General features: G+C 43.6%; 20 protein-coding genes. 15 read left to right on the forward strand and 5 right to left on the reverse strand.

Annotation, left to right across the window (positions count from 1 at the left end; all coding sequences use genetic code 11):
• Positions 1–22: 22 nt before the first annotated feature.
• Positions 23–1,375, reverse strand: coding sequence for a lysine-sensitive aspartokinase 3 (gene lysC, locus OCU48_RS01370; RefSeq protein WP_141346900.1), 1,353 nt, complete (start codon positions 1,373–1,375; stop codon positions 23–25).
• Positions 1,376–1,664: 289 nt separating this feature from the next.
• Between lysC and OCU48_RS01375 the strand changes: the two genes are divergently transcribed.
• Complete coding sequence (locus tag OCU48_RS01375) at positions 1,665–2,777, forward strand: pyridoxal-phosphate-dependent aminotransferase family protein (RefSeq protein WP_141346901.1); 1,113 nt, start codon at positions 1,665–1,667, stop codon at positions 2,775–2,777.
• Position 2,778: 1 nt separating this feature from the next.
• Here the strand turns inward: OCU48_RS01375 and OCU48_RS01380 are convergent, their stop codons facing one another.
• The 4 genes from OCU48_RS01380 to OCU48_RS01395 all read right to left on the reverse strand — a co-directional run bounded on the left by OCU48_RS01380 (position 2,779) and on the right by OCU48_RS01395 (position 9,140).
• A complete protein-coding gene (locus tag OCU48_RS01380; RefSeq protein WP_141346902.1) occupies positions 2,779–4,548 on the reverse strand; it encodes a PglL family O-oligosaccharyltransferase in 1,770 nt (589 codons plus the stop codon).
• Positions 4,549–4,565: 17 nt separating this feature from the next.
• Positions 4,566–7,391, reverse strand: a complete 2,826-nt coding sequence (uvrA, locus tag OCU48_RS01385; protein ID WP_141346903.1) for an excinuclease ABC subunit UvrA — start codon at positions 7,389–7,391, stop codon at positions 4,566–4,568.
• A 127-nt stretch (positions 7,392–7,518) separates the two neighbouring features.
• Positions 7,519–8,397, reverse strand: a complete 879-nt coding sequence (gene galU / locus OCU48_RS01390; protein ID WP_141346904.1) for a UTP--glucose-1-phosphate uridylyltransferase GalU — start codon at positions 8,395–8,397, stop codon at positions 7,519–7,521.
• A 107-nt stretch (positions 8,398–8,504) separates the two neighbouring features.
• Positions 8,505–9,140 (reverse strand): response regulator transcription factor, encoded by a 636-nt coding sequence (locus OCU48_RS01395; RefSeq protein WP_141346905.1) that lies wholly within the window; start codon positions 9,138–9,140, stop codon positions 8,505–8,507.
• Between the two features lie 286 nt (positions 9,141–9,426).
• On the opposite strand from OCU48_RS01395, the gene OCU48_RS01400 reads away from it, so the two are divergent.
• The 14 genes from OCU48_RS01400 (at position 9,427) to OCU48_RS01465 (ending at position 23,515) form a co-directional block, all read left to right on the forward strand.
• On the forward strand, positions 9,427–9,990 hold the full coding sequence (locus tag OCU48_RS01400; protein ID WP_141346906.1) for a single-stranded DNA-binding protein: 564 nt from the start codon (positions 9,427–9,429) through the stop codon (positions 9,988–9,990).
• 159 nt (positions 9,991–10,149) lie between these two features.
• The gene (csrD, locus tag OCU48_RS01405) at positions 10,150–12,159 is read left to right on the forward strand and encodes an RNase E specificity factor CsrD (RefSeq protein ID WP_141346907.1); all 2,010 of its coding nucleotides are present in this window, start codon (positions 10,150–10,152) and stop codon (positions 12,157–12,159) included.
• A 50-nt stretch (positions 12,160–12,209) separates the two neighbouring features.
• On the forward strand, positions 12,210–13,649 hold the full coding sequence (locus OCU48_RS01410; RefSeq protein ID WP_141346908.1) for a hypothetical protein: 1,440 nt from the start codon (positions 12,210–12,212) through the stop codon (positions 13,647–13,649).
• Positions 13,649–14,290 (forward strand): type 4a pilus biogenesis protein PilO, encoded by a 642-nt coding sequence (gene pilO / locus OCU48_RS01415; protein WP_141346909.1) that lies wholly within the window; start codon positions 13,649–13,651, stop codon positions 14,288–14,290. The genes OCU48_RS01410 and pilO overlap by 1 nt, the downstream gene beginning before the upstream one ends.
• Positions 14,283–14,609 carry an MSHA biogenesis protein MshK gene (locus tag OCU48_RS01420; RefSeq protein WP_141346910.1) on the forward strand — a complete coding sequence of 109 codons (327 nt, stop codon included), beginning with the start codon at positions 14,283–14,285 and terminating at the stop codon, positions 14,607–14,609. The genes pilO and OCU48_RS01420 overlap by 8 nt, the downstream gene beginning before the upstream one ends.
• Positions 14,610–14,624: 15 nt before the next feature.
• The gene (gene mshL, locus OCU48_RS01425; RefSeq protein WP_208727216.1) at positions 14,625–16,259 is read left to right on the forward strand and encodes a pilus (MSHA type) biogenesis protein MshL; all 1,635 of its coding nucleotides are present in this window, start codon (positions 14,625–14,627) and stop codon (positions 16,257–16,259) included.
• Positions 16,259–17,104 (forward strand): ExeA family protein, encoded by an 846-nt coding sequence (locus OCU48_RS01430; protein ID WP_141346912.1) that lies wholly within the window; start codon positions 16,259–16,261, stop codon positions 17,102–17,104. Before mshL ends, OCU48_RS01430 begins: the two co-directional genes overlap by 1 nt.
• Positions 17,101–18,315 carry a tetratricopeptide repeat protein gene (locus OCU48_RS01435; protein WP_141346913.1) on the forward strand — a complete coding sequence of 405 codons (1,215 nt, stop codon included), beginning with the start codon at positions 17,101–17,103 and terminating at the stop codon, positions 18,313–18,315. Before OCU48_RS01430 ends, OCU48_RS01435 begins: the two co-directional genes overlap by 4 nt.
• Positions 18,305–20,032 carry a GspE/PulE family protein gene (locus tag OCU48_RS01440; protein WP_141346914.1) on the forward strand — a complete coding sequence of 576 codons (1,728 nt, stop codon included), beginning with the start codon at positions 18,305–18,307 and terminating at the stop codon, positions 20,030–20,032. The genes OCU48_RS01435 and OCU48_RS01440 overlap by 11 nt, the downstream gene beginning before the upstream one ends.
• Positions 20,033–20,038: 6 nt before the next feature.
• A complete protein-coding gene (locus OCU48_RS01445; RefSeq protein WP_141346915.1) occupies positions 20,039–21,259 on the forward strand; it encodes a type II secretion system F family protein in 1,221 nt (406 codons plus the stop codon).
• A 2-nt stretch (positions 21,260–21,261) separates the two neighbouring features.
• Positions 21,262–21,717, forward strand: coding sequence for a hypothetical protein (locus OCU48_RS01450; protein ID WP_141346916.1), 456 nt, complete (start codon positions 21,262–21,264; stop codon positions 21,715–21,717).
• A gap of 93 nt (positions 21,718–21,810) precedes the next feature.
• Positions 21,811–22,398, forward strand: coding sequence for a prepilin-type N-terminal cleavage/methylation domain-containing protein (locus tag OCU48_RS01455; protein ID WP_141346917.1), 588 nt, complete (start codon positions 21,811–21,813; stop codon positions 22,396–22,398).
• A 27-nt stretch (positions 22,399–22,425) separates the two neighbouring features.
• On the forward strand, positions 22,426–22,893 hold the full coding sequence (locus OCU48_RS01460; RefSeq protein WP_141346918.1) for a type II secretion system protein: 468 nt from the start codon (positions 22,426–22,428) through the stop codon (positions 22,891–22,893).
• A gap of 124 nt (positions 22,894–23,017) precedes the next feature.
• A complete protein-coding gene (locus OCU48_RS01465; RefSeq protein WP_141346919.1) occupies positions 23,018–23,515 on the forward strand; it encodes a type II secretion system protein in 498 nt (165 codons plus the stop codon).
• The last annotated feature ends 110 nt before the right edge of the window (positions 23,516–23,625 follow it).

A 23,625-nucleotide genomic window follows, 5' to 3' on the forward strand; every position in this document is an offset into this window, starting at 1 on the left:
TTACCAATGTTTGCTAATTGACTTAACTTTCAAATAGTTGTCGATGTAGCTGCTGAACGGCATGTCTTGCTGATGACTCATGCAATAAGAAACATAGGTTATGATTGCTTGCACCATAGCAAATCATTCGTAAATTATGGTCTTCAAGAGTGCCAAAAATCTGCTTCGCTGTGCCTTTAGCTTGTCCCATATTGTTACCAATAAGCGCGACTAAACTCAAGTTTTGCTCCACAACGACTGAGCACAGTTCTTCGAGTTCTTGTTGAGCAGCCGCAGGCAGTTGCGGTGCACCGCCTTGAGTGTTTGTGCGATCCAACGTCAGCGATACGCTGATTTCTGAGGTAGTAATTAGATCTACCGATACCTTGTGACGAGCTAAAATAGTAAATACTTTTGCCAAAAATCCACTGGCTTGGAACATGTTAAGGCTCTTTAGAGTAATCAGGGTTTGATTGCCTCTAAGAGTAACGGCTCTAAATAGAGGAGCACTTTCTACTTCTTGTGTTACCCAAGTACCGCCGAGCTCTGGTTCCTTCGATGACCCAACAAATACAGGGATTTTGTGTCGTAGAGCTGGAACTAAAGTTGAAGGATGCAGGATCTTAGCACCAAAGTTTGCCATCTCGGATGCTTCACTGAAGCTGATCTCTTTGATGGGTTGTGCTTGTGGTGCAATACGAGGGTCTGTGGTGTAGATGCCAGGTACATCTGTCCAAATCTCAAGACCAGATGCAGAGATAGCCTCAGCAACCAAGGCTGCACTGTAGTCACTACCACCGCGACCTAGCGTCGTTGTTTTGTTGTTTAGATCTGAACCAATAAACCCTTGAGTAATGACAATAGACTCTTTAAATAATGGTACTAAATGAGCTTGAGCTGCAATGCTGATTTCATCCAGTAGCGGCTCTGCATTGCCAAATACCGATGTTGTTTTCATTACGGTTCGAATATCGAAACGCTCGCTCTTGTGCCCACGTTCATTCATTAATTGACACAGGATGTGTGTCGACATCAGTTCTCCACAAGAAACCAATTGATCAGTCAATTGTTCACTAGTCTCGCTGGTGGCTTTCTCGGCGCACTGAGATACCTTGGTTAGGATCTCGTTGATCGCATCATTGATGACCTCAGGGTGTTTTAATTGATTGATGATACTGAAGTGGATGTCTACCAGTTGTTGTAGAAGTTGCTCTCGCCTACTTTGGTCTGGGACACCATTAGCAAGCTCAACCAATACGTTGGTCACACCTGAGCAGGCACTAATGACAACGAGTTTGGTATTCGGATTGTTTTCTACAATGGCCGCACATCGGCTCATCGCCTCAAAATTTGCTACACTAGTACCGCCAAATTTGGCGACGTTGATTGCGCTCACAGCGTCTCTCCATTAGTCCTTTAAATGTGCAAATACTCACTCTGATTGTAGAGGTGAGTATAAAATGCGAGAAAGTTAACCCGCATAAAATGAGAAGAGCTTGCTCTTATCGCACTGCATTGGTCATCCACTCTTTGTCTTCATTGAACTGGTTTGACGAAATTATGTCAATGGCTTGTATACAAATCGTCACTTTTTTACCTATCCCATACTTCTAAGCATTGTTTATTGAGGCTCTTTTAGTGATGCAATAAGCTATTCGAAACTTTTCCTTGAATAGGGTTTTACTATGCGCAGCTTCATCCCACCACATCGTACTTTGATGGGCCCTGGTCCTTCCGATATTTCTCCGCAGGTCTTACAAGCTCTTTCCCGACCAACTATAGGGCACTTAGATCCATTGTTTATTCGAATGATGGATGAACTAAAGTTACTTTTAAAATATGCATTTCAAACAGAAAATGAGTTCACTATTGCACTTTCTGCACCAGGGAGTGCCGGAATGGAAGCATGTATCGTGAACCTTATTGAGGTGGGTGAAAAAGTGATCGTGTGTCGTAATGGTGTATTTGGCGAACGCATGCGCCAGAATGTAGAGCGCTGTGGAGGCATTGCGATTGTTGTTGATGATGAATGGGGAAGCCCTGTATCAGCACACAAGCTACAAAATGCTGTAGAAGAACATCCAGACGCAGTAGCTGTGGCGTTTGTGCATGCCGAAACCTCTACAGGTGCGCTTAGTGACGCTGAAGCTTTGTCAACGATTGCTCGAAGTAAAGATATGCTTGTGATTGTCGATGCTGTGACCTCACTAGGTGGCGTGCCACTGAAGGTTGATGAGTGGAAGTTAGATGCGGTGTATTCGGGTAGTCAAAAGTGCCTTTCCTGTACCCCTGGATTATCGCCACTGACGTTCTCAAGTAAAGCCATCGCGAAAATTGAATCTAGACAGTATCCTGTTCAAAGTTGGTTTTTAGACCAAAGCTTGGTGCTGGGTTACTGGAGCGGTGAAGGCAAACGTGCGTATCATCATACTGCGCCAGTAAATAGCCTTTATGCCCTGCATGAATCATTGTTGCTACTCAAAGAAGAAGGGCTTGAACTGGCTTGGAAGCGTCATGCAGATGCCCACCAACAGTTAAAAGAGGGATTGACCCAGCTAGGAATTGATTTCGTAGTGGATGAAAAATATCGATTGCCACAGCTCAATGCTGTGTATGTACCCACAGGGATTGATGAGGCGTTAGTACGTCAGCGCTTACTGAATGAATACAATCTAGAAATTGGTGCAGGACTCGGAGAGCTCGCTGGAAAAGCATGGCGTATTGGCTTGATGGGGTACGGTGCCCGCAAGGAAAATATCGCACTTTGCTTGCAGGCACTTAAAGAGGTTATAAATTAAACTAGCTATCGTTGTGGTTTTGGTTAGCTTGGCTGACTTGAATTCGTTTTAGGGAAACTGAGCTAAAGTCCACATTGGGAAATAGAAACTCAGCTTCGCTTCGTATAGCACTAGCCATTTGTTGTTGGTCTAGTGCTTGATACGCAAGTATCAAGTTTTTATACAACGCTGGTCTAGGCTTATCCTGTATAAAAGGTAAAGACCAATCTACGTAAGCTTGAACATGCGCCTTTTCATTGGTGGCTATGCCTATGTTTAGTAATGTGCTGTGAATATTCCATTCATAACGATCTTTCCATGCTATTGGGTTACTCACCCGGTCTAAGATATCCGGATTTTTAGGTTTAGAGCGTTCAAATTCCGTTAATACATGATTGGTATGCAGTGCTGTGAGCATGTAGGTACAAGTGAGTATAGGTAATAGCAGACTCGCAAGGCGCAGACTGATTGTACTTAATTTTCCAAAATTAAATTGCCTGTAGCGCGCTGTTCGTTGGTCAACCCAATACAGAAGGACAATAAAAGAAACCCAATGGATCGCTGAATGATAAAATGGATATTCCAATTGAGTGTGCAATACAATCGGTATAAACAGCGATAATATTCCAATGCGAGTGCCGGGTCTTGCCATATGCAAGCGATACAGTACAAATCCCATCGCGAGAAAAATACCAATCAGTGGAATCATGCCCCCTTCAATTCCCCACATCAGTAACTCATTGTGAGGGTGGTCCATAGAAGGAAGACCAGCAGGATAGTCAGGGTTTAATTGATGCTGCCTTGCGGTATACAACATATAGGCTGATTCAAAATTACCATAACCATAACCAGACAAAGGTCGCTCTATCATCATGTCTAGCCCTTGAGGGAAGGTATAAGCTCTAGGGCTCTCTAAATCTGCCTTATCGCCCAACAATGATTGATTATCACCAACAAAAGTCATGCCTATACCAATCGCTAGGCCTACTACTAAACAAGCAGACCAGATAATGGCACGTGACTTTAGTGCAAAGCGATAGAGGTAAGGCGCAACCATAGCCGTTGCAAGTACCGCTCCTAGCCACCCAGTTCGAGATGCAAGAACAACCAGCAATGGGACAGTTAGTAAGGGAATAGCATAAAGAAAGACGATCTTTTGTCGCCAGCTTAGGTACTTATCGTGCGGTTGTCGCGCTAGAAGGTAGGCAGATAAGGCTAGACCTGTTGCAAGAAAGCTAGCCATTACATTAGGCTGTTGGAAAATGCCGTAAGGACGATTTCTTATCGTATTGTAACCAAAGGGATTTCCTTCAGATAACAGGGTGTATTGAACCCAGCCAAATACAGCTTCAATAGCAATAGCGAATAAAATAAACCATAACAAGCGTTGTTTTTCTTCATTGCTAAACCTGAACTGTTGAAAAGATAAAAACAGAAGAAACCCTGCCCATAAACCAATGAGCCTTGGTACAGCAATGGCAATACTGGCATTAGGTAAGACAATAGGTAGCGTCATTAATAGGCAACTGATAAACAATACAACCGTCATCTTTGAGTATTTGATGACACGGTTAATTGCCGTTTGATATATGGCAATGCCTAACGCGACGCTCAAAAACAACCATACAGGAGGGTTAAATGAAAGCGCCAATCCTGCTCCCCCGGGGTTGGGGGAGAAGAAGTGAGTTGCTATCAGGAAGGTAATCCCAATAAATAGTAGAAAACGCCTGTTAAACGGTACTTTAGGGGCCTTTTTTTCAAGTTGTGTACCTGTGGTCAACAGGGTTGCCATGAATTGTATCCTTTGTTCTATTTAAGCATCGGTTTTAAAAAGTGAGCCGTATGTGAGCCTTTCACTTTAGCAACCTGTTCAGGTGTTCCGGTTGCGACAATCTCACCGCCACCTTGTCCACCCTCAGGGCCGAGATCGACGATCCAATCTGCAGTTTTAATTACATCAAGGTTATGTTCTATCACCACAACAGTATTGCCGTGATCACGAAGACGATGCAGTACAGTAAGTAATTGTTGTATATCATGAAAATGAAGACCTGTGGTAGGTTCATCAAGAATATATAGCGTTTTACCTGTATCGCGTTTAGACAGTTCTCTCGCTAGCTTGACTCGTTGTGCTTCCCCCCCAGATAAGGTTGTTGCGGCTTGTCCTAGGCGAATATACGAAAGGCCTACATCGATCAAAGTCTTTAATTTACGTGCAATAACAGGCACGGGCCCAAAGAAGGCATGAGCGTCTTCAACCGTCATATTCAACACTTCATCGATAGACTTGCCTTTGTACTTCACCTCAAGAGTTTCGCGATTGTATCGCTTACCCTTACAAGAATCACACGGAACGTACACATCGGGCAGGAAGTGCATCTCTACCTTAATAACCCCATCTCCCTGACACGCTTCACAGCGACCACCTCTGACGTTAAAGCTAAATCGGCCAGGTTTGTAGCCACGAGATCGTGACTCTTGTGTACCGGCAAAGAGCTCTCTTATTGGAGTGAAGATCCCAGTATAAGTGGCTGGGTTCGATCTTGGCGTACGCCCTATTGGGCTTTGGTCGATGTCGATGACCTTATCAAAATGCTCTAAGCCTTTAATGGAACTATAAGGACTAGGGTTGCTGGTGGTCGCTCCGTTAAGTTCTCGGTGAGCAATCTTAAAAAAGGTATCGTTAATAAGCGTTGATTTACCAGAGCCGGATACGCCCGTTACACAAGTAAATAAACCACATGGAATGGTGAGATCTACCGATTTTAGATTATTACCCGACGCACCGCTGAGTATCAGTTGTTTAGCTTTGTCGACAGGAGTGCGCTTTTTAGGAACCGCGATTTCTTTAGTGCCTTTTAAGTACTGACCGGTTAAAGACTCAGGGTTATTAATGATCTCGTCATAGGTTCCTTCTGCGACAACATTGCCACCGTGAACGCCAGCACCAGGACCTATATCAATAATATGATCAGCAGTACGGATAGCATCTTCATCATGCTCAACCACAAGCACTGTATTTCCGAGGTCTCGCAGGTGTGTCAAGGTTCCAAGTAGGCGTTCATTGTCTCGTTGATGTAATCCAATAGAGGGCTCATCAAGCACATACATAACGCCAACTAACCCTGCTCCGATTTGACTGGCAAGGCGAATGCGCTGCGCCTCACCACCAGAAAGAGTTTCAGCACTTCGCGACAGGTTTAAGTAGTTGAGACCTACATTAACCAAGAAGCTGAGGCGATCATTAATCTCTTTCATGATCTTTTCAGCGATCTGGGCTTTCTGGCCTTCAAGATTCATGGTTTCGAAAAAGTCCAAAGCTTCACTAATACTCATCTCAACGATGTTAGGTAAAGGAGTATCTTGAACGAAGACATTTCGAGCTTCTTCTCGAAGACGAGTTCCATCACAGCTTTTACAAGATCTGGTGGATATGTATTTGGCCAAATCTTCACGAACTGAATTGGATTCAGTGTCACGATAGCGACGCTCTAGAGTGTTAAGGATTCCCTCAAATGGGTGAGTTTTAACTCGAATATCACCACGATCATTGATGTACTTAAATTCGATCTCTGTTCGACCTGAACCTTTTAATATGATCTCGCGGATTCTTTTAGAAAGGGATTTGAATGGGACGTATAAATCGAAGTCATAGTGATCAGCTAAAGCGCTAAGCATTTGGAAGTAATAGTAGTTTTTCTGATCCCAGCCTTTAATTGCTCCTTCGGAAATACTTAGATTCTGATCAAGAACGACTCTCGTCTCATCAAAGTATTGTTGCACACCAAGGCCGTCACAAGTATGACAGGCTCCTGCTGGGTTATTGAAAGAAAAGAGCCTAGGCTCAAGTTCTTGCATGCTGTAGCCACAATAAGGACAGGCGAAGTTAGCAGAAAAAATGACTTCTTCATCATCTGATTTATCCATTGAAGCCACCACAGCAATACCACCAGATAATTCGAGTGTGGTTTCAAAAGATTCGGCCAGTCGTTGTTTAAGATCGCTACGTACCTTAAATCGGTCGACGATTACCTCAATGGTGTGTTTCTTATGCAGTTCTAGAGTCGGTGGATCAGAAAGATCGCAGATATCACCATCTACACGAGCTCGAATAAAGCCTTGTGCTGCTAGGTTCTCAAAGGTTTTAACGTGTTCACCCTTGCGCTCTTTTACAATCGGAGCCATTAGCATCATTTTCGAGCCTTCTGGCATCTCTAAAACTTTATCTACCATTTGGCTAATGGTTTGTGCTGATAACGGGACTTTATGCTCGGGACAACGGGGTTCGCCCACTCGCGCGTACAATAGGCGAAGGTAATCGTATACCTCGGTAATGGTTCCTACGGTAGAGCGAGGGTTATGCGATGTCGATTTTTGTTCAATTGAAATGGCAGGGGATAGACCTTCAATGTGGTCGACATCGGGCTTTTCCATCAATGACAGGAATTGGCGGGCATAAGCAGATAGAGACTCTACATATCGACGTTGCCCTTCAGCATATAAGGTATCGAAAGCTAAAGAAGACTTACCTGAACCAGAAAGGCCAGTAATAACAATCAGCTTGTCTCTCGGAATGGTGAGGTTGATGTTTTTTAGGTTGTGGGTTCGGGCGCCACGAACGTCGATAGTGTCCATCTAATACCGCTCAATTACATAATCGTTGTCCAAGTATTGCATAGCTTTATACGCCTGCAAATAAATACTGGATAAAAAAACAGTGACACAAGGTCACTGTTTTTATGCATTGGATGAATCTTAACGATTAAGCTTCTGGTTCTTTATGTGTTGATTGCTTGCCAAGTTCCGTCGCTTTTTGGTCTTTCAAATAGACATTTTCAAAGCAGTAGTTGGTTGCTTCAATATAGCCTTCAACGCTACCACAGTCGAAACGAGTACCCTTGAATTTGTATGCTAGAACACAGCCAGCTTTAGCTTGTTTGAGCAGAGCATCAGTGATTTGGATCTCGCCACCTTTGCCCGGCTCTGTTGCTTCGATAAGATCGAAGATATCAGGGGTTAGAATGTAACGACCAATAATAGCTAGGTTACTTGGCGCTGTGCCAGGTTCAGGTTTCTCTACCATGTCATCAACACGCACGATGTCGTCTTTGATCATCTCGCCTTTAATCACACCGTATTTATGAGTTTCGTTCTCAGGTACTTCTTGAACAGCAACTATAGAACAACGGAACTGCTTATAAAGTGCAACCATCTGAGCTAGAACGCCTTGCTCTTCATTAACGCAAAGGTCGTCCGCAAGAACTACCGCGAAAGGTTCATCACCCACTAATTCACGGCCTGTCAAAATAGCATGACCTAAGCCCTTCATTTCACGTTGGCGGATATAGGTAAAGTTGGCGGATTCGATGATATCGCGAATATCAATCAGCAACTCTTCTTTGTTAGTGCCTTGAATCTGGTGCTCTAACTCATAATTTTTGTCAAAGTGGTCCATGATGGAGTGCTTACCACGACCCGTTACAATACACATTGCATTCATGCCCGCGTCGATTGCTTCTTCAACGCCGTACTCAATCAGTGGTTTGTTAACCACTGGCATCATCTCTTTTGGCATTGATTTAGTCGCTGGAAGAAAGCGAGTGCCGTAGCCTGCGGCAGGGAAAAGACATTTTTTGATCATGGGGATAGCCTAACTGAATCATTATTATAAAATTGTTGCACCTAACTCTATCATTACAGATAGGCGATATAAAATACACTTTGATTAAATTGCCCCGTTTTGTCACTTTATGGTAAGAAATGGTGCGCCCAGACGACGGCTTCTTCTCTATTTTTGACGTTAATCTTGCGAAATATTTTATATAGGTGCGATTTAATAGTGTGCTCACTGATAAATAACTGCTCAGCTAAGCCATAGTTTGATTTGCCGATTCGTAATGCTTCAAGTACTTCCATTTCACGCCGAGTCAAATTGATCGTGTGTGGAGGTGCATAGCGAATCAGTACTGATTGATAATATGAAAGCAACTGATCGGTAACGCTTCGACTCAACCAAGAGTTGCCTTGACTAAGAGTCTGTAAACCAGTGGCAATCTCATCAATGACTTGTTGCTTGTAGAAGATGCCACGAAGACGGCCATATTTAAGAAGATCTGTTGTTCTGAGATGCAAAGGAGCTTGAGTGATAACCATGTTGATATTCTGTCCTGGAAAACTAGGGTTCTCAAAATCAATAGGTTCAAACGTAGGGTCGTTGTAGTCCACCAAGATCATAGGTGTCATGCTCGGCTTGTATTTCTGATGCCAATCTTCAAGTCGATAAAGTTGAATACCGGAAGCCTTCACTAATTGCTTGATTGTGTTGTCATCAAAACCACAGTTTTCATGCAAGAAAATCTGAGAATTTATTCCATCAAAATACATACTTCTTTCTCCCTGTTGCCTACATCTAGTTTCTTTTGCATTCCTTTAGTTTGCGAAATCAGGCACTAGTTTTTGCGTGTTTATTCAATAAGAACCCTCATATTATGCCTTTTGTTGCATAATTCTGCGTAATAAGCCGAAAAAGATGCAACTAAGTGTGTCAGGGTGTGCTCGGTAACCGCGCAACGGTTGAGGTTCTCGAATACACTTTCTAGTGATTTAAGTAGTCCGTTAGGCGTGTTATGCTTGGCGTATTAGCGAAATAAAGAAACAAATGGAGCGATACATGGCTAGCCGTGGCGTCAACAAAGTAATTATTATGGGTAACTTAGGACAAGATCCTGAGGTTCGTTTCGCCGCAAATGGCAATGCAATTGCAAACATTACAATTGCTACCTCTGAAACTTGGCGTGACAAAGCCAATGGCGAGCAACGTGAGAAAACAGAATGGCACCGTGTTGTTCTGTTTGGTAAAACGGCTGAAATTGCAGGTGAATACCTTAAAAAAGGTTCACAAGTTTACATCGAAGGCCAATTACAGACTCGTAAATGGCAGGATCAGTCAGGCCAAGACCGTTATACAACGGAAGTTGTTGTTCAGTGGCCTACGGGTCAGATGCAACTACTAGGCTCTCGCCAAGGTGGACAAGTCGGTGGTCAAGCGCCAAGCCAAGGCGGTCAATACGGTGCATCTCAAGGTGGTCAACAGCAACAGGGTGGTTGGGGTCAACCGCAACAACCTCAAGTTCATCAGCCAGCTCAACAGCAACAACAGCAGCAGAAGCCACAACAGGCTCCTCAGCAGTACAACGAGCCACCAATGGATTTTGACGACGATATTCCGTTCTAGAACCGGCATTGAGCTCAAAACTTATTGAAAAATAACAAAATGGTCCCTTAATGGGGCCATTTTTTTAACCGCGCTCTGCTTTTACAGCAAAAATAGTATCATTCACCCTCGACCTGTATATCCTATAGATTACTGATGAAATTCAAGGATTGAATCTTCATGCGCTCAACCCCTTCTTTAAAGCTCAGCACTCGCTTGGTTGCCTTTGTGACCATGATTGTTATTGGTGCTGTATTTATCCTCTTCGTTGGAGGAGCACTGTCTATTAAGCAGCTCGGTGAGGAATACACCAAGCATTCTGTCCAAGGTATTGTTAAGGTCATAGATCAACAATTGCTTGAGCATGTTGAAACTAGTGAGCTACGTCGCTGGATCCCAAAGATCATCAAAGCTAGTAACGTTATTGAACTAGAAGTTTCAACGCCAAACTCTGTTATTTTTCACTATCATGATACTGAAGCTCAGTTTGATAAAACTCGGCTGATTTCCATCTCCAATCCTCTTGTTTTGAATCCGACATACACCGTTGATGTGAAAGTATTGCCACCCTATATCGGCTATAGCTACTCAGTCGGTGCCTTATGGTCCCTCACATTGGCATTTGGCTTGATTGCTATTTGCTTGATTCAAGGTGTTCGCTGGCTGCGCGATCAACTGCAAGGCTCTGAATTGCTAGAAGAGCGTGGGCGGATGATCCTAGCCGGTAGAGTAGAGCAGTATGCTGTTGGTGATCATTTAGAGTGGCCTTACACCGCGAGTGAGGCACTAGATAAGATGATTGCGGAACTACAAGATGCAAGACAAGAGCGTAGTCGATTCGATACCTTCATTCGGTCACAAACCTTCCTTGATCAGCTTACTGGTGCTGCCAATAGACTTTCATTTGACAATAAACTGGAGTCAACGCTGACCGAAAGTGGCGCAGCTGGTGGTGTTCTGGTAGTGCAGGTGAATGACTGGGTTGAGATCCGAGATAATTTAACTAAAGAGCAAAAAGATAGGTTTATCGTCAGCTTAGGTGAGGCCGTCGCTAACTGTGTCAATCGCTTTCCCGATGTGGTGTTTGCACGCTATTTTGAAGCAACTTTTGCAGCGCTAGTCCCTAATCAGTCACCGACAGATCTATCAAGCCTAGCCTCTCAAATTTTAAAACAAGTGGCAAAGTTGGAACCACTAGAGGGGTTAGACTCTGAAAACTGGCTTCATGCTGGTATGACGGTGTATCAACAAGGCGAGCGAAAAACTGATATTTTAAATGAAGTAGAAACAGCTCTTAAAAGTGCCCAGCTAGAAGGTTCAAATAATTGGAGTCGCTTTAATAAGGTTAATACGCCATCTTCAGAGCGTGGCAGTGTTCGGTGGCGTACGCTATTCGATAAACAGCTTGATGCAGATAAACTGATACTCATTAAACAGCCGTGCTTTTTATTAAATGAGTCCGGAGAAGTTGATCTGATTCACCAAGAGATCTTTAGTCGGATACTTGATGAGCAAGGCAAAATATTGAAAGCGTCTAAATTTAGCCCAGCGATTAGACAGGTGGGGTACGAGAGGCAACTTGATAGAAACGTTTTGTTAAACATCGTAAAGTTTTTAAAGAAAGATGCTCAAGAATCGTGTTATTCTATCAACTTCTATGCACAACCTTTCAGATACCGTTCGCACTTCAATTGGCTGAGAGACGAATTGTTGCAGTTGACCCCTTCACAACGCAAAAGACTGGCGTTTGAGTTTATGGAAGGCCCGATGGTGACTTACTTAGATGCTATGCGTCCTGTATTAAGAATGCTATCTGGGTTGGGGTGTAAAGTTATTGTCAATCAAGCTGGGCGCACAATTATCAGCTCCCATTATCTCAAAGACTCTACGATTGACTATCTCAAGTTGCATAGAAGCCTAGTACGTAATATCGAGAATCGCTCTGAGAATCAACTCTATATTAGAAGTTTGATTGGTGCCTGTGCCAATACCAAAACGAAGGTTATTGCGGTTGGTGTCGAGACTAAGCGAGAGTGGAATCAATTAGTTGCTTTAGGCATAGATGGTGGGCAAGGGCGATTTTTTGCAAAAGAAAGTGACTTTATTTCATCACCAATATTACAAAGTAAAAAAATAATATCGACTATTCCTAGCAGAAGGAATAGATGGAAGAATAAAGTGCCCCGTTGAGTACTAATATTCAATAGATCCTGTAAATAGGTTATTGGTAGATAATTAATATGACATGGTTGTCGAGCTTAAAAAAATTAACGTCGTCAAAGGATGATGACTTCCAATTAATCATAGTGATTCAGACGGATGCAGTATATTTGTCTGAATTGTCACACTCTGAAAAAGCGCCTGAACTCTTTCCTATTGCCCATGGTAACTGGGAGAGCGCTCTTAAAGAATCCCTGTCTACTAAGTCCGTCAAGGGAAAGGCTTGCGTTGTGCTTGGAGCACAGCACTATCAAAGTTATCAGCTTGATAAGCCACAGCTTCCAAAAGAAGAATGGCCAGTAGCTCTGCCATTTTTACTCAAAGACCTGATCACCGAAAAATTCTCAGATATTGTTGCTGATGGCAGTTTGATGCCTGATGGTCAGAAAGTGCAAGCCTATGTCATGGCCAAACGCACCTTGCAAACCCTTCTCGAAGTCAGCGCAGCTAATGATATTGATGTTACTCGAGTCATTACTGAAGATGAAGTCTGGGGACATTCGCCTACCGAACAACAAAGTTTCCTATTACTAAGGCGTTGCATCAACGATGGCTACAAGTTGGCGGCCTATGTTGATGGAGCTCCAGTATTTAACCGTAGCTTACGCGGTATTGTTGCCCCTATTACGGGAGAGAATGGCACGTCATTAATGTATGACTCACTTGCTCTGGATATTCAGCGCAGTGCAGATTACTTGGCAGCCTCCATGCCTCAATCCTCATTTAGGCAGCTTTTGGTTTGTTGTGACGAAGACAACATAGAAGAGCTGATGGCTCGTCTACAAGATTCAGTGAATCCTAAGATAAGTGCTTTATCTGAGCCTCATCTGCCTTGTGGCATCGAGCTATGCAAAACGGTGGCAGGGTTAACCTCATTTAGCATTAACCTTTATCCTGAACATCTAAGACCAAAACAAGAGTTACTGAACCTAAACAAGGTTGTTGCTTTGTGGGTATTAACTGTTGTGGCTATTGTTGGGCTGACTTATTTAGAAAAGACTCAAACTGCAGATCTTCAACAAAAGCTCGTCAGTGTAAAAAGCCAATCCGAACTGCTTAGCCGAGAGAAATCAAGCCTGCAGCAGCGTCTAGCAAGTCATACTCCCACTCAGTCAAAAGTTAATGCGGCCAAGCGTATTGAGCAAGATATCGAAGCTAAAAGAAGCTCATTGGAGGCAGTGGGAAAATTTGATGACTCTCAAAAGGTAGGCTATTCGGGAATAATGGTCGCGTTATCTGAACAAGCTCGAAACGATATCTCTCTACAGCACATAGTCATTACAAGCACCCGTCTAGATCTTTCGGGTATAGCTAGTGAACCGGCATCCGTACCAAGTTGGGTTAATCAATTTAAAGAAGAGCTCGCATTGGTAGGAAGAACCTTTGAATCACTGAACATTGGGCGAGATGAAGACAACGTTGTGACATTTGAGCTTAAAGCTAAGGCTGGGGTGAAATAATGAAAGAACAATGGCTTTTATTTTGTGACCGCTTCGCTGATCTCAGTGACCGTGAAAAGTGGTTAGTTTCTATTGGTGGTTGGGTCGGTATTCTTCTTATTTCTTTGACTTTCCTATTGGACCCCGCTTCAGAGGAAAAAAATAAGGCACAACGAAACCTTGAACGAGAAATGAACGCAGTTCAGATGACTCAAGGGGATATCGATGTATTGATTGCTAAGCTGAAGCGAGACCCAGATGCTGAAATCGATCAGAAGCTTACTGAATTAACCGTACAGAACCAGCAACTTTCAGAAGAATTATCCGAAGTTGTGGATAGTCTGATAGCTCCGAGTCAGATGGCACAACTTTTAGAAGCGGTGTTGGGAAGCAGTGGCAAACTTAAATTGGAATCACTGCAATCATTGCCTGCTGAGTCAATCACTAAAACGAGCGATAGCTCTGGCTATTTCTTACACCCAGTGAGAATTACCATCTCTGGTCGATATTTCGATATCAAAGACTATCTAGCAACTCTTGAAGATATGCCGGTTAAGTATTTTTGGCGCAGTTTCGACTATCAAGTTCAAAAATTTCCGAGGGCAGAGCTGGTTTTAGAGGTATATACCTTAGGTACAAGACAGGAGTTTATCAGTGGTTAAAGTGATGATAATTGGTCTTGCTTTGCTGGTGAGTGGACAAGCTGCTTATGCCGCACAAGATCCTACTGCGCCTTTAGGTTGGTACAAGAAAAAATCCACTGGGGTAGCTAAGGTAAAGACGTACCCTTTGCCTACTTTGCAAAGCATAGTATGCGATGAAGGCTCAAATTGCTTTGCTATGCTCAACGATAAGATCTTGTCTGATGGGCAGTCTGTGGCGGGTTATAAAATCAGGCATATCAATTCAGAACGAGTCATTGTAGCTCGCGCCGGAAAAATCTGGCATTTAGAACTTTTTAATTCAGACGTTAGACAATAAGGCTTTAGTAATTTGATGCGTATTATATTCCTAGGGATGGTTATAGCAGTTTTATCTGGGTGCTCAATGGGGCACAAGGATCCAGTTGAGATAAAACAAGCCTTGAACGAAGCTGCTAATCAAGCCAACAGTAAAAGTTTGGATGAACTGCCAGAATCGGTACAAGCGGATCTGATGCCAGATCTTGAAGGATTGTCTCCGTCTGAACAGCCCACAATTAAACGATTTAGAATACAAGCTAATGGCGTGCAAGCTAAGGCTTTCTTTGCCAGTTTAGTTAAAGGTACTGAATTCAGCGCTGCGATTCACCCTAATGTAGAGGGGCGCATCACGGTGAATCTTACTGATGTCACAATGGATGAAGTGCTTAACGTCGTTCGTGATATGTACGGGTACGATGTGATTAAATCTGGCAAGGTGATTCAGGTTTATCCTGCAGGCCTACGTACAGAAACTATCCCAGTAGACTACTTGCAGATGAAAAGAATGGGGCGCTCTTTAACGTCGATTACCAATGGTTCAGTGACGTCAAAAGATGATAGCTCAGGTAGCAGCTCATCTGATTCCAGCTCGGACTCTAGTTCAAATTCTTCATCAAACTCTAGCTCAACGGAAAAAACCGGCGGCACGGATATTGAAACACTCAGTGAAAGTGATTTCTGGACTCAGTTGGAATCCGCTGTTGCGACCTTAATAGGCTCTAGCGATGGACGCAGTGTCGTGGTTTCTCCACAAGCGAGTGTTATTACTGTACGCGCTTACCCTGATGAAATTCGCGAAATTCGTCGCTTCCTTGGTATTTCGCAAGAGCGCCTGCAGCGTCAGGTTATTCTTGAAACTAAGATCTTAGAAGTGACCTTGAATGATGGATATCAACAAGGCATCGAATGGTCGAACATGAGCGCGTCAATCGGTGGTGCCGATGTGATTGTGAATCGTGCTGCATCAACACTAGCAGGCTTAGATCCAATTGCAGACCTATTAGGTGGGTCGACAAGCGTTACTGTTTCAGATGGCAATTTTCAAGCCGTACTAAATTTCATGGCCACGCAAGGTGATCTTAACGTTCTATCCAGCCCAAGAGTGACGGCAGCTAACAACCAAAAAGCATTGATTAAAGTGGGTGAAGATGAGTATTTCGTTACTGATGTCTCTAGCACAGTAGGTAGTGGTGACAATGCTAACGTAGCCCCTGACGTCGAATTAACCCCTTTCTTCTCGGGTATTTCTTTAGATGTGACTCCACAGATAGATGACAAAGGTAATGTACTTTTGCATGTTCATCCTGCGGTTATTGAAGTTACCACCGAAGTTAAAGCGATCGATCTAGGTGATACGGCGGGTGTCATTCAGTTGCCACTGGCAAAAAGTTCTATTCGAGAATCCGACACTATCATTCGTGCCACGGATGGTGATGTAGTTGTGATTGGTGGATTGATGAAATCAGCCAATAAAGAAATTGTTTCGAAGGTTCCTTTCTTTGGTGATATTCCAGCTATCGGGCATTTATTCCGAAATACCGTGAATTCAACGGAGAAAACCGAGCTAGTCATCTTGCTTAAACCAACTGTTGTTGGAGTGAACACTTGGCAGCAAGAAATTGAGCGTTCGCGCAATTTGTTGAATGAGTGGTTCCCTGAAGGGCAATAATGTATTTTTCGCGATTTGGCTTTAGTCAGCCTCCGTTTGGGCTGACACCTAACACTGAACTTTTCCATGGTTTGGCACCACATTACGAAGCTATCCATACCGTAATGTCGGCGATAAACATGGGTGAGGGTGTTATCAAGCTTACTGGCGAGGTGGGTACGGGTAAAACAATGGTCTGCCGAATGCTCATTGAGCAACTAGAGCATGAATATTCATTGGTCTATTTGCCCAATCCTGTACTGGATGGCGATGGCATTCGCTTTGCAATAGCCAATGAGCTGCAAGTTGATGCCAGTGATCCAAGGGCCATTGTCGATAATGTTCAGCGTAAGCTGGTGGAACTGAGAGAAGCAGGCAAGCCTGTAGTTGCCCTGATTGATGAGGCGCAAGCCTTGAGTGATGAAGCATTAGAGACCATTCGCCTGTTTGGTAATCTTGAAACGATAAATAGTAAGTTACTGCAAATTGTTTTGATTGGTCAGCCGGAGCTTGAAGAGCGTTTAGCTCAGCATCATTTGCGTCAGTTTCGTCAGCGAATCACATTCAGTGCCCAGCTTCGACCACTGACATTAGCGGAAGCCTCTGCTTATATCGATCATCGCATTACTTCATGCGGGGGTAGCAAAGACTTATTCAACATGAGTCAGAAAAAGTCGATTTGGAAAGCAGCCTCAGGGATACCAAGAATTATGAATCAGTTGTGTCACAAGGCTTTGCTGTTGGCATTTACTTCAGACAAACAAACCGTCGCAAATCGGCACCTTTTTGACGCAATGAAAGATACATACGTTATGCAAAAGCCGAAATACAAAACGCCATGTTTATGGGGGTGGCAACAAGTATGAGTGTAGTTAACAGTGCTCTATCCAAGCTAGCTGAAAAAGAGAAGCTACAAGGGCAAGTCATTACTAAGGCTGAAGTACCTGAAATTAAACGCTCAAAACCAGTTGTATGGTTGGTAGGCGGTTTTGCGATCAGCATGGCTATTGGTGGCTGGGCGGTTTCACAACAGGAAACATCAGCACTTAGCTTAGATTCTTCGAATGAGATCCTGACGGTGAGTAAAACTCAACAGCAGAATTCACAAGCAGAGGCTGTGGTCGATACACCCAAAGTAAACTTGCCTTCACCTACTCATAACAAGGTACAAGAGTCTGTTGTGATACATACCACGCAGACTGTCCAACCATCAGTGGCATCATTTGAAGAGCAACCTGAAATTAAACCAACTTCGAAGAAGGTGACTGTAGCGACTAAACCGACGAGTATGACAAAAACGGTGCAGTCTGTTGTGACGACTACGCCAGTGCCTGCAAAAACAGTGCCAGTAAAGGTCGCTAGGGTAGAGCCTGCGCAAACTTCTGTTGCTGCTCCATCTGCGGTTGTAAAAAAAGAGCCAATATTGATCGCAAAAGTCGATACTCCTGCCGAAGAAAGCATGACAGTGGAGCATGTTGAGTTGACACCAAGGGAGTTGGCAAACAAATCGATAGCTCGTGCAGAGAAGGCGCTTGATTCCAATGATGTTAAAACAGCGTTTACAGAATACAGCCGAGCACTTCGCTTAGTACCCAATGATGAAAAAGTGCGCCAGAAACTAGCCGCGCTTTACTATGGCCGAAAAGACGCTAGAAAAGCGGCAACTTTGCTACAAGATGGCATCCGTTTGAACGATAAAAGCGAAGAACTCCGTTTTGCTCTAGCCAAGCTATTAATTAAAGAACAACAACCAGAAGCTGCATTGAGTCCGCTAATGTATGTTCCTGAAAATGCTAGTGAAGATTATTTAGCTTTGCGGGCTGGTGTCGCTCAGCAACTAAAAAATACCGATGTAGCATTAGAAAGCTATCAAAGCTTAGCCGAGAGAGATCCTAATAATGCCCGATGGTGGCTTGGTTTGGCTATCCAGCAAGAGCGTCGTTTAGAATACACAGAAGCGCATGCCTCCTATACAAAGGCACTGGGTCTTGTTGGGGTATCGAGAAAAACCCAATCTTTTATTCGTGATCGCTTGCAACTGCTTGAATCATTAGAGGGTGACGCTAATGGCGATTAAACTCTTAAAGCGCCTTGGCGATTTGTTGGTAGAAAATGACATTGTCTCTGAAGTGCAGGTTCAGCAGGCCCTAGAAGCGCAAAGACAAACCGGGCGAAAACTCGGTGATTCTTTAATTCAGCTTGGCTTTATTACAGAGAAGCAGCTTTTAGAGTTCTTGTCTCAGCAACTAAGCCTCCCTCTTATCGACCTCAATCTTGCACAAGTTGATATTGAAGCCGTACAGCTTTTGCCCGAGGTGCATGCTCGTCGTTTGAGAGCGTTAGTCATTGATAGAAATGGGCACACAGTACGTGTGGCAATGAGTGACCCAGCAGACCTGTTTGCGCAAGAGTCGGTCATGCGTTTGCTATCTAATTATGATGTTGAACTGGTTATCGCTTCAGAGCGTCAACTGGTCTCCGGCTTTGATCGCTATTATCGCCGAACTAAAGAAATTGCCTCTTTTGCTGAGCAGTTGCACGCAGAGCATCAACCGACAGACAGCTTTGATATTAGTGCAAGTAGTGACGCTGATAGTGATGAAGTTACGGTTGTTAAACTGATCAACTCTCTCTTTGAGGATGCGGTTCAGGTTGGTGCTTCAGATATTCATATCGAACCCGACGAGAATGTTCTGCGCTTGAGACAGCGTGTTGATGGCATCTTGCATGAAACCATTCTTAATGAGGTTAATATTGCCTCTGCATTAGTACTACGCCTTAAGCTAATGGCTGATCTTGATATCTCTGAAAAGCGTTTGCCTCAAGATGGTCGCTTTCACATCAAAGTGAAAGGCCAATCTATTGATATTCGTATGTCGACCATGCCAGTTGAATATGGTGAATCGGTAGTTATGCGTCTGCTTAACCAGACCGCAGGTGTACGTCAGCTAGATGAAACTGGCTTGCCTAAAGAGCTATTGGAACGAGTGCGCTATCAGCTCAAGCGTCCCCATGGCATGATTTTGGTTACTGGGCCTACGGGGTCAGGTAAAACCACTACCTTATATGGTGCACTGTCAGAGCTTAACTCACCCGGTAAAAAAATCATTACAGTAGAAGACCCTGTGGAATATCGACTTCCTCGAGTCAATCAGGTTCAGGTTAATACTAAGATCAACCTCGACTTCTCGACAGTACTGCGGACCTTCTTACGACAAGATCCTGACATTATCCTAGTTGGTGAGATGCGTGACCAAGAAACCGTGGAGATTGGTTTGCGTGCTGCTCTTACCGGTCACCTTGTATTGAGCACACTTCACACCAACGATGCAGTAGACAGCGCACTTCGAATGATGGACATGGGTGCTCCAGGTTATCTGGTAGCAAGCTCAGTTCGTGCGGTATTGGCCCAGCGCCTGATCCGCCGTGTGTGTAGTGATTGCGGTGAAACACATTCCGTTAGTGAGCGCCAACAAACATGGTTACAAGCTCGTTTTCCTAATCAAGTTGCTGCGACCTTTAATAAAGGGCGCGGTTGCCAAAGCTGCAATTTAACCGGTTACAAAGGTCGTGTGGGTGTCTTTGAGTTGCTAGAGCTCGATCAGCCGTTAATGGATGCATTGCGCTCTAACGATGCGGTGGGCTTTACCAAGCAAGCTCGTCATACCGAAGGGTATAAACCATTGCTGGTGTCTGCGATGGAGTTGGCATTGAAAGGAACGGTCAGCTTAGAAGAAGTGATGAGTCTTGGCGAGGGCGATAGCTCTGGCCTAATTGAAGCGCATATGTTGTAGGGCGATATGGCGACGTTTAGATATCAAGGACGAAACTTAGAGGGCCAGAAAGTGAATGGCCTAGTGGATGCGGCAACTGAAGAGTTGGCTGCAGAAGCCTTGATGGATAAGGGAATTATCCCTATCTCTCTGCGTACAGGAAAATCGTCAGATAAAAGTAATTTTGATTGGAAGGCAATATTCACCCCTGCGGTGCCACTAGAGGTTTACGTTATCTTCTGTCGTCAAATGTACAGCTTAACCAAAGCGGGAATCCCGTTGCTGCGAGCTATTCGTGGTTTAACCATTGATACGACAAATAAACAGTTAAAACATGCCTTAGAAGAAGTAGGGAATGAGCTAACCAATGGTCGAAGTCTATCCGCTTCAATGCAGTTGCACTCGAACGTCTTTAGCCCTTTGTTTGTGTCTATGATCTCTGTCGGGGAAAGTACAGGTCGCCTTGATAAGGCATTGCTACAGCTGAGTAACTACTACGAGCAGGAAATGGAAACCCGTAAGCGTATTAAAACCGCTATGCGTTATCCAATTCTAGTACTGGGATTTATTACTCTAGCGATGTTTGTGCTCAACATTAAGGTAATACCGCAATTCGCCAGCATGTTCAGTCGCTTTGGCGTGGATTTGCCACTACCTACACGAATATTGATTGGCACATCTAACTTCTTTGTTGAGTATTGGACACTGATTATTGCGGTGATGGCTGGTGCGTTATTTGCTTTTCAGGCTTGGATTAGTCGAGCTGAAGGGCGAGAGAAGTGGGACAAAATGCGTCTTAGGTTTCCTATTGTGGGTGACATAGTCAATCGAGCTCAATTGGCACGTTTTTCTCGAACGTTTTCATTGATGCTCCAATCCGGCGTGCCACTTAATAATGCTTTGGCGCTTTCCGCAGAATCGATGGACAACAAATACCTTGAAGCTCGCCTATTGGAAATGAAGTCTGCTATTGAAGCTGGGTCGGCTATTTCAAGTGCAGCAAAAAATACGGGCATTTTCACGCCATTGGTTGAGCAGATGATCTCAGTTGGTGAAGAAACCGGTCGTATTGATGAGTTATTAATTGAGGTTGCTGATTTTTACGATCGAGAAGTGGATTACGACCTAAAAACTCTAACCGCACGTATTGAACCTATTTTATTGGTGATCGTAGCGGGTATGGTACTGATTCTTGCACTGGGTATATTCCTACCTATGTGGGGAATGCTGGATGCAATGCAGGGCTAAGTGTGGAGACGACATATCGTAATGCCAACATAAATCACTTAGCTGCTTGGGCAGCTGTAGTGCTAATGCTCATTGGTGTTTTGATTGCTTCGTTGAACCGCATCACAGTAGAAGCCGAGAGTACTTCTGTAACTTTAATTAGTGCAAAAGCTCTAGATAAAGCAAATTATCTGCGTCAATACTGGGAGCTTAACGGCAAGCCAGAGTATGCAGAGATAAAGGGAACAATAGTTCGTTTCAACAGCAAAGGTTGGGTGATCCCTGAACTCGATGGGGTGAGAAACTGCGATACATGGGAGCAATTATTGTTGCCTGTACCAAAGCAAGACTACTCTCCTGTTACAACCAGATTGTTGCAGGAAAGTAATATCTATTCATGCACCTTTACCTTTAAGAATGGCGAGTTATTGATTGTAAAAATGATTGGAGGGAACCTATCAATATCAAAACAAAACTAGTGGTTTTAGTAACTTTATTTTACATTTTTAGTAGATTATTTAATCGATCTATATATAATCTGCCGTCCAAAGTCGTACCCAAGAGGAATTTTTATGAAACGTAATGCAGGTTTTTCTCTAGTTGAACTAGTGATTGTTATCGTTGTTTTAGGCCTTCTAGCCGTAGCGGCTCTACCAAGATTTTTAGATGTAACTGATAAAGCAAAAGAGGCCAGTGTCGAAGGTGTTGCTGGTGGTTTTGCTACCGCAGTGTTGTCAGCTCGTGCGCAGTGGGAAGCAGAGCAGCGTCCACGTGCTGTTTCAGACAATAAAAATAGTAACTTCGTAGATTACGATGGTAGCTACTTTCAACTGACTTCTTCAGAGCTTGGAAATGGAACAGACACAGGACTTAGAGATGGCTATCCAATTGCATTTGCTGATGATACTGAACCAACGGGTACTTCTCCAACAGCGTTAACTGTGGGCGCTTGTACCGATTTATTTGAAAATCTTCTTCAGAATCCACCAACAGTAGGCACAGAAGCCGAAGCTGATGCTGATAGTTCAATCAAGTACTCAGCTCAGCTGAGTGGTGATAACTGTCGTTATACTCAACGTGGAAGCAGTCAAAGCGCTTCAGCAGCACATTACTTTGAATACGACGCTTCGAAAGGCAGTGTGCAAGTAACACTTAACTAATCTGACCGACATAGAGTAAGCAGTACTATGAAAAAGCAAAGTGGTTTTACATTAATCGAACTTGTAGTTGTGATTGTGATCTTGGGTATTTTAGCTGTCACAGCTGCACCTCGTTTTTTAAACCTTCAGTCCGATGCGCGAGTTTCTGCATTGCAAGGTATGAAGGGCGCAATGGCCGGAGCGGGTTCAATTGTGTACGGTAAGGCTGCCATTAATGGTGTAGAGACAAACCCATTAAGCGGGATTAGTAATGGTACAACTACCATAACAACTGCTTTTGGTTATCCAACTGCTGATGAGGAAGGTATCGTATTGGCTGTCCAAGGCTTGGAAGACAAAGATGAATGGAAGTATGCCTCTGCAGTTTCTGGAGGTTTAGCCGTGACCTTTGTCGATAGAACGATTACAGACGGAACTGAGTGCTCGGTAATCTATGAAAATGCTGAAAACGCATCTTCTACGCCTCAGATAACAGTTGTAGAAACAGGCTGTTAGATTAAAAAATCATTAAAAGCATGATGTACCATAAAAATAACGGTATACATCTTGTTTATATAAATTTACCAGTTAATATATTTAGTAACACTTGGATGTTACCCAACTAAAAAGGTATTAAAGTATGAAAAAGCAAGGCGGTTTTACACTGATTGAGCTAGTAGTAGTTATCGTTATCCTAGGTATCCTAGCTGTAACGGCTGCTCCTCGCTTCTTGAATCTACAATCTGATGCTCGTGAGTCTTCTCTACAAGGCTTGAAGGGCGCAATGGCTGGCGCAGGTTCTATCGTTTACGGTAAGGCTGCAATTGAAGGAAAAGAGCGTTTGGATAATTCAACCAAACCAGCCCTAGAAGATGGTACTACAATTAACTTTGGTTACCCAACAGCCGACGCTACTGGCTTGGTAGCTGTAGTTCAAGGCCTTGAAGATACAAATGAATGGAATTGGGCTCTAGGTACAGATGCATCGGCAGCAGGAGCTACTTTAGTGGCGACATTCGCAGGAGAACCACAATTGGACGAAGCGGCCATTTTAGCTACTGATTGTTATGTAGAATATGTAGAAGCAGAAAATTCAGCATCTACACCATCAATTTCAGTTAATGATGACAATTGCTAGTCGTTAAAAATAAAATACCGAAAGGCCAGCATCGCTGGCCTTTTTTAGTTATATAAATCACGCTAATTCTCAGCGTAATTACCACTAATTATATATAATCTAATTACTTA

This window comes from Vibrio inusitatus (assembly GCA_024346935.1).
GTDB lineage: Bacteria > Pseudomonadota > Gammaproteobacteria > Enterobacterales > Vibrionaceae > Vibrio > Vibrio inusitatus.

Bases quoted from the DNA above. Each gene is read 5' to 3' on its own strand.
- OCU48_RS01430 (WP_141346912.1), top strand. From the start codon at position 16,259: ATGTATTTTTCGCGATTTGGCTTTAGTCAGCCTCCGTTTGGGCTGACA.
- OCU48_RS01410 (WP_141346908.1), top strand. From the start codon at position 12,210: ATGACATGGTTGTCGAGCTTAAAAAAATTAACGTCGTCAAAGGATGAT.
- OCU48_RS01380 (WP_141346902.1), bottom strand. From the start codon at position 4,548: ATGGCAACCCTGTTGACCACAGGTACACAACTTGAAAAAAAGGCCCCT.
- uvrA (WP_141346903.1), bottom strand. From the start codon at position 7,391: ATGGACACTATCGACGTTCGTGGCGCCCGAACCCACAACCTAAAAAAC.
- OCU48_RS01465 (WP_141346919.1), top strand. From the start codon at position 23,018: ATGAAAAAGCAAGGCGGTTTTACACTGATTGAGCTAGTAGTAGTTATC.
- OCU48_RS01440 (WP_141346914.1), top strand. From the start codon at position 18,305: ATGGCGATTAAACTCTTAAAGCGCCTTGGCGATTTGTTGGTAGAAAAT.
- OCU48_RS01455 (WP_141346917.1), top strand. From the start codon at position 21,811: ATGAAACGTAATGCAGGTTTTTCTCTAGTTGAACTAGTGATTGTTATC.
- OCU48_RS01395 (WP_141346905.1), bottom strand. From the start codon at position 9,140: ATGTATTTTGATGGAATAAATTCTCAGATTTTCTTGCATGAAAACTGT.
- mshL (WP_208727216.1), top strand. From the start codon at position 14,625: ATGCGTATTATATTCCTAGGGATGGTTATAGCAGTTTTATCTGGGTGC.
- OCU48_RS01375 (WP_141346901.1), top strand. From the start codon at position 1,665: ATGCGCAGCTTCATCCCACCACATCGTACTTTGATGGGCCCTGGTCCT.
- OCU48_RS01445 (WP_141346915.1), top strand. From the start codon at position 20,039: ATGGCGACGTTTAGATATCAAGGACGAAACTTAGAGGGCCAGAAAGTG.
- OCU48_RS01460 (WP_141346918.1), top strand. From the start codon at position 22,426: ATGAAAAAGCAAAGTGGTTTTACATTAATCGAACTTGTAGTTGTGATT.
- OCU48_RS01400 (WP_141346906.1), top strand. From the start codon at position 9,427: ATGGCTAGCCGTGGCGTCAACAAAGTAATTATTATGGGTAACTTAGGA.
- galU (WP_141346904.1), bottom strand. From the start codon at position 8,397: ATGATCAAAAAATGTCTTTTCCCTGCCGCAGGCTACGGCACTCGCTTT.
- pilO (WP_141346909.1), top strand. From the start codon at position 13,649: ATGAAAGAACAATGGCTTTTATTTTGTGACCGCTTCGCTGATCTCAGT.
- OCU48_RS01435 (WP_141346913.1), top strand. From the start codon at position 17,101: ATGAGTGTAGTTAACAGTGCTCTATCCAAGCTAGCTGAAAAAGAGAAG.
- csrD (WP_141346907.1), top strand. From the start codon at position 10,150: ATGCGCTCAACCCCTTCTTTAAAGCTCAGCACTCGCTTGGTTGCCTTT.